General features: G+C 66.5%; 6 protein-coding genes. All 6 read left to right on the top strand.

All coding sequences use genetic code 11. The annotated features are described in order from the left end of the window. A partial coding sequence (gene zwf / locus CKO42_RS25380) for a glucose-6-phosphate dehydrogenase (protein ID WP_338035008.1) occupies nt 1–1,573 on the top strand: 1,573 nt, incomplete at its 5' end. A 48-nt stretch (nt 1,574–1,621) separates the two neighbouring features. Continuing rightward, nucleotides 1,622–3,016 (top strand): glycoside hydrolase 100 family protein, encoded by a 1,395-nt coding sequence (locus tag CKO42_RS25375; protein ID WP_200251681.1) that lies wholly within the window; start codon nt 1,622–1,624, stop codon nt 3,014–3,016. Between the two features lie 119 nt (nt 3,017–3,135). Further along, nucleotides 3,136–4,338 (top strand): cation:proton antiporter, encoded by a 1,203-nt coding sequence (locus CKO42_RS25370; protein WP_200251679.1) that lies wholly within the window; start codon nt 3,136–3,138, stop codon nt 4,336–4,338. A gap of 179 nt (nt 4,339–4,517) precedes the next feature. Beyond that, entirely contained in the window at nt 4,518–4,673 is a 156-nt protein-coding gene (locus CKO42_RS25365; RefSeq protein WP_200251677.1) for an NAD(P)-binding domain-containing protein, read from the top strand. Continuing rightward, complete coding sequence (gene tal, locus CKO42_RS25360; RefSeq protein ID WP_200251674.1) at nt 4,660–5,628, top strand: transaldolase; 969 nt, start codon at nt 4,660–4,662, stop codon at nt 5,626–5,628. Before CKO42_RS25365 ends, tal begins: the two co-directional genes overlap by 14 nt. An 85-nt stretch (nt 5,629–5,713) precedes the next feature. Continuing rightward, the coding region (locus CKO42_RS25355) for a YHS domain-containing (seleno)protein (protein WP_200251671.1) at nt 5,714–6,298 on the top strand (585 nt) is incomplete at its 3' end.

Below are 6,298 nucleotides of genomic sequence, written 5' to 3'. Positions count from 1 at the left end.
CCAACCCCGACCCCGAGGACCCCCCATGCCGGCCGATATCGATCTCACCACCCGTGTCGAGCTCCCACGCGCCGAGCTGCCCCAGGCCGAGCCCAGCGTCCTGGTGATCTTCGGTGCCAGTGGCGACCTGACCCGACGCAAGCTGATCCCGGCGCTGTTTCATCTCGCCGGCGAGGGCTGCCTGGCGCCGGAGCTGCAGATCATCGGCATCAGCCGCGATCCGATCGACGACGGTGACTTCCGCGCCATGCTCAAAGACGCCACCTCCACCTCCGCTGAGATCCCCCATCTCGACGAGGCGGCCTGGAACGCCTTTGCCGAGCGCCTGCACTATCTGCCCGGCGACTTCACCGATGCGGGCACCTACCGGCGGCTGAGTGAGACCCTGAGCCACCAGCCCACGGCCAACCGGCTGTTCTATCTGGCCACGCCGCCCTCGGTGGCGCCGACGATCCTCCGTCAGTTGGCCGCAGCCGACCTGAACCGCGAGCAAGACGGCTTCGCGCGAGTGATCCTCGAGAAGCCCTTCGGCCATGATCTCGACTCGGCGCGGGCGCTCAACGCCGTCGTTGCCGAGGCCTTCGATGAATCACAGGTCTATCGCATCGATCACTATCTGGGCAAGGAGACGGTCCAGAACATCCTCTTCTTCCGCTTCAGCAACGCGCTGTTCGAACCGCTGTGGAACCGCAACCACGTCGATTACGTCGAGATCACCGCCGCCGAGCCGCTCGGCGTCGGCCATCGCGCCGGCTACTACCAGGAGTCCGGCGCGCTGCGCGACATGGTCGCCAATCACCTGCTGCAGCTGCTGGCACTGACCTCGATGGAGGCGCCGGTCACCTTCGACGCCGATGCGGTACGTGACAAGAAGATCGAGGTCTGGCGCAGCATCACCCCGATGAGCCCCGAACAGGTCGCTGAGCGCACGGTGCGCGCCCAATACAGCGCCGGCGAGAGTGAGGGCGAGGCGGTCGCCGGCTGGCTTGAGGAGCCGAAGGTGCCGGCGAGCTCGCGCACCGAGACCTTCGCCGCGCTCGACCTGCGCATCGACAACTGGCGCTGGGCCGGCGTGCCCTTCTATCTGCGCACCGGCAAGCGCCTCGCGCATCAGGTCACCGAGATCGCCGTGCACTTCCGCCATCCGCCGATGCAGCTGTTCCCGCATGAGGAGGCACTCACGGCCAATGTCATCGTGATGCGCATCCAACCCGACGAGGGCATCAGCCTGGCGTTTGGCGTCAAACAGCCCGGCGGCGAGCGCCGCGCGGTGCCGGTGTCGATGGACTTCTGCTACCACGCTGCATTCGGCGAGAACCCGCCCTCGGCCTATGCGGTGCTGCTGCTCGACGCCCTGCGCGGTGATCCGACGTTGTTCACCCGGCGCGATGGCGTCGAGGCGCAGTGGCGCCTGATCACCCCGATCGAGCAGGCCTGGGCGGCCGACACCGCCGCCCCCTTGCCAGGCTATCGCGCCGGCAGCGACGGACCGGCCGAGGCCGATGCACTGCTGGCCCGCAATGGCCACCATTGGCGCGCGATCGCCGACAACGTCGGGGCCTGCGTGCGCTGATTCGCCAGAGATACCGTTCAACCGCTCAACCGGGCCACAGGAGCACCAATGAATCAAGAGGCCAGACAGCGCGCTTGGCGACTCCTCGAGGAATCCGTGGTCACCTATCGCGGCCAGCCGGTGGGGACCGTCGCCGCCCATGATCCCGAGACCGAGGCGCTCAACTACGACCAGGTCTTCACCCGCGACTTCGCCATCTCTGCCTTTGCCTTCCTGCTCGACGGCCGCCCCGAGATCGTGCGCCACTTTCTGACCACCGCCGTGCGCCTGCAGAGCCACGAGCGTCAGCTCGATTGCTTCAAGCCCGGCGAGGGACTGATCCCGGCCAGCTTCAAGGTCACCGATAACGGGGAGGGCGAGGAACTGCTGGCCGATTTCGGCGAGCACGCCATCGCTCGCGTCGCCCCAGTGGATTCCGGCTTCTGGTGGCTGCTGACCCTGCAGGCCTATGTGCATGTCACCGAGGACCGCGCCTTCCTGCATCAGGCGTCGGTGCAGGAGGCGATCCGCCTGGTGCTCGATCTAAGCATGACCAGCCGCTTCGACATGTTCCCGACCATGCTGGTGCCGGACGGCTCCTTCATGATCGACCGGCGCATGGGCGTCTATGGCTATCCGATCGATATCCAGGCGCAGTTCTTTGCCGCGCTCTGTGCCGCCGCCGATCTGCTCGACGCCGATGAGCCGGCGAACGCGCGTTATCGCGAGGCCCTTAAAGAGCGCCTACCACACCTGGCCCATCATGTGCGCACCTACTATTGGCTCGATCTCGCGCGGCTGAACCAGATCTACCGCTACGGGATCGATGAATACGGACCAGCGGCGGTCAACAAGTTCAATATCCACCCCGATGCCATCCCCGATTGGCTCATAGACTGGCTGCCCGAGACTGGCGGCTATCTGCTCGGCAACGTCGGCCCCGGCCGGCTCGACTATCGCTATTTCGGCCAGGGCAATCTGCTCGCCTGCGCCGCCGGGCTGGCCACCGAGGCGCAGACCGCTGCGCTGATGCAGCTGATCGCGCAGCGCTACGACGACCTGATCGGCCAGGTGCCGCTCAAGCTCTGCTTCCCGGCGCTGGAGGGCCAGGACTGGCGCCTGCTCACCGGCTGCGACCCGAAGAACCGCCCCTGGTCCTACCACAATGGCGGCAACTGGCCGGTGCTGCTGTGGCTGCTGGCCCTGGTCGGTCTGCGCACCGGGGCGGATGAGCTGGTCGAGCGCGCGCTCAGCGATGCCGAGCGGCGCCTCGTCCAAGACGACTGGCCTGAGTACTACGACGGCCGTCGTGGCCGCCTGGTCGGTCAGCAGGCACGCCGGCGTCAGACCTGGAGCGCCGCCGGCTATCTGGTCGCCTGCCAACTGCTGGAGCGCCCCGAGCGCATCGAGCTGCTGCACCTGGGTCGCTCGGTGGAGGGGGCCAGCTGCGCGATGCCGGTCTGATCCCCTGGCGGCCAGCACCGGCCCGTTCCTCGACCGGCGCGAGTGGCGCGACGCAGGTTCAAACCGCTTGACCCGATTCGGTGAGCCCTCTCGAGGGTCACGCACGAGAGGTCCTGCTCATGCTCCAGATCCTGCCCTTCTACGCCATCCTCTTGGCGCTGACCTTGGCGCTGGAGCCCTGGGTCCGGCGCCTTGGTGTGCCCGTGGGCGCAATCCTGGTGCTGTTGGGCTTCGTCGGCTCGGAGATGTGGGTCGCGACCGGCCGCGATACCGGTCTTCACTGGCAGTGGTTTCACGACCTGATCGTTCATCTTCTGCTGCCGATTCTGATCTTCGAGGGCGCCTACAACCTGGCGCCGCGACAGTTGCTGCGCAACCTGCTGCCGATCCTGACCCTGGCGCTACCGGTGATGCTGCTGTGCACGGCGGTGACCGCCGCGCTGCTGTACCTGGGCATTGGACATCCGGCCGGCTTTCCCTGGTTGGCGGCCTTGATCGCCGGCGCACTGCTGTCGGCGACTGATCCGACCGCTGTGTTGGAGGTGCTTCGGCGCACCGGCGCCCCAGCGCGTTTGCAGCTGCTCCTCGACGGCGAGGGCTTGTTCAACGACGCCAATGCGATCGTGCTCTTTACCTTCCTGGTGGCGCTGGCCACCGGTGATCGGGCCTGGGCGCGTTGGGATGAGAGCGCGCTGGCCATGGTCGGCGTGCTGATCGGCGGGGCCGTGGTCGGACTGGCCGTTGGCGCGCTGGCGGTGCGCTTGGGGCGAGCATTGGACAGGTCCGTGGAGCGCGGCGTCCTCACCCTGATCACGGCCTACGGCGGCTTTGCCCTGGCCATCCAGCTCGGCGTCTCCGGGGTGGTCGCGGTGCTTTGCGTTGGGCTCCTGTTCGGTCAACACCGGCGCCGGGAGCCCGACGACGAGGCCTTGTCGGTGCTCTGGGCCTATAAGGCCTGGTTCGCCGAACGCCTGTTGTTCCTGATCGCCGGCATCAGCGTGCAGCTGGTCATGTTCACCGATCAATGGCTGGCGATGCTGATCGGCATCGGTGCCACCCTGGTGGGGCGCGCGGCGGCTGTGCTGCTGCTGTTGCCGCTGGCTGTGCGGCTGCCTGGCACTGAGCGCCTGCCCGGCACCTGGTATCCGCTGCTGTGGTGGGGCGGCACGCGCGGCGTTGTGACCCTGGCGCTGGCGTTGTCGCTGCCGATCGAGCTGCCGTATTGGTGGACGATCCAGTCCATCGCCTATGGCGTGGTGCTCTGGACCCTATCGGTGCAGGCCATGAGCATGCCGCTGGTGCTGCGTTGGCTGCGTCCTTGAGCCGCCGGTATCGATGCAAGCGGACTCGCGTGCAGCGCAGTGCGCTGCAATCAATCCCGTCGGGCGCTGCAGGGGCGAAACATCAGCGCTCGCGATCCGGTCTGCGCTCATGACACTGACGGCCGCCCGCCTGCTGGCGGTTGTTGCAACCCCTTTTCATGAGAGTCAGGAGTCTGTTGATGCAGATCGCAATGATCGGCTTGGGGCGCATGGGCGCCAATATGGCCCGCCGGCTAGCGCGCGGCGGGCACCGCTGTGGCGTCTATGACCTTGACCCAACGGCAGTGCCCGCTGTCGTCAACGGCCATTTAGGAGCCCCTAATGAGCAAACTTGACGCCCTCCGCGAGATGACACCGGTGGTCGCCGATACCGGCGACATCGCCTCGATCGAGGCGCACCGACCACTGGATGCGACGACCAACCCCTCACTGCTGCTGAAGGCGGCCAAACTGCCGGCCTATCAGCCGCTGGTCGATGAGGCGGTCGCCTACGGCCAGCGCCGCAGCGATGAGCGCAGCGAGCAAAGCCGGCTGATGATGGACAAGCTGGCGGTCAGCGTTGGCGTGCGCATCCTGGACTTGGTCCCAGGGCGCGTCTCCACCGAGGTCGACGCCCGGCTGTCCTTCGATACCCAAGCTACGATCGCCCGCGCCATGCAGATCATGGGCCTCTACGATGCCGCCGGCATCGGCAAGGAGCGCATCCTGATCAAGATCGCCGCGACCTGGGAAGGCATCCGCGCCGCCGAGGTGCTCGAGCGTGAGGGGTTTCACTGCAATCTGACCCTGATGTTCGGCTTCGCCCAGGCGGTGGCCTGCGCCGAGGCCGGCGTGACCCTGATCTCGCCGTTCGTCGGGCGCATCCTCGACTGGTACAAGCACAAGGAAGGCGTCGATGGCTACGCACCCGAGGATGATCCGGGCGTGCGCTCGGTGCGGCGCATCTACGACTACTACAAGCGCCACGGCTACGAGACCACGGTGATGGGGGCGAGCTTCCGCAATACCGATCAGATCCTGGCCCTGGCCGGCTGCGATCTGTTGACCATCGCACCGCCGCTGATGGATGCGCTCGATCAGGCCGAGGGCGAGGTGCCGCGCCGCCTCGATCCAGCCCATGCGCTCAGCGACGGCGAGGCACGGGTGTCATTCGACGAGCCGAGCTTCCGCTGGGCGCTGAACGAGGACGCCATGGCCACCGAGAAGCTCTCCGAGGGCATCCGCAACTTCGCCGCCGATACCGTCGAGCTCGAGCGCTTCGCCTTCGAGACCTGTACCCAGTGTCGGTAAACGACGCGATACCCGACGCACGCCTACGTTGGCTTGCTCCGGGTGGGGATGGGCTTCCCAGTGCGCGACCAAGAGAGGCTGCACGATGTTCAACAGAGCACTGACCTCATCCATGACCACCACAGCGGTGGCCCTGGCCCTGGCGCTGAGTCCGTTGTCGGCTCAGTCTCAGCGACTGCCGACCGACATGAGTCAGGACCCGGCGATCGAGGGCTACAGCCCGCTGTCTTACTTCGAGGTCGGCCGCCCGCAGAAGGGCTCGCCTGCCTACACCAGCACCTATCAGGGCAAGGAGTACTGGTTCACCAGTGCTGAGCAGGTCGCGCGCTTCGAGGCCGATCCGGCGGCTTATGCACCGGCGTTTCCGGATCATTGCCCGTACAACCTGTCGCTGGGACGTGCGGTGGCGATCGATCCGCACAATTTCCTGATCCTAGGCGATAACCTGCTGCTCTTTCACGACCGCGAAGAGATGGCGAGCGTGGGTCAGGGACTCGATGCCGAAAAGGCCGACCGGATGCTGCAGCGTGCGCGTGCGACGCGTGTCACTGACCGCCCTAATGGAGCCACCCATGATCGGGTTAATGGAGCCACTCAGAGGTGGCTCACAGGGGTCTCGAACGGGGGCTATTGTTCGGCAGTTTTAGCCGAATTTGCAAGGGGTGAATGT

The sequence above is a fragment of the Lamprobacter modestohalophilus genome (assembly GCF_016583905.1).
Classification (GTDB): domain Bacteria; phylum Pseudomonadota; class Gammaproteobacteria; order Chromatiales; family Chromatiaceae; genus Lamprobacter; species Lamprobacter modestohalophilus.
The sequence above is the reverse complement of the archived record's forward strand: the minus strand, read 5'-3'. Positions and strand labels throughout refer to the sequence as shown.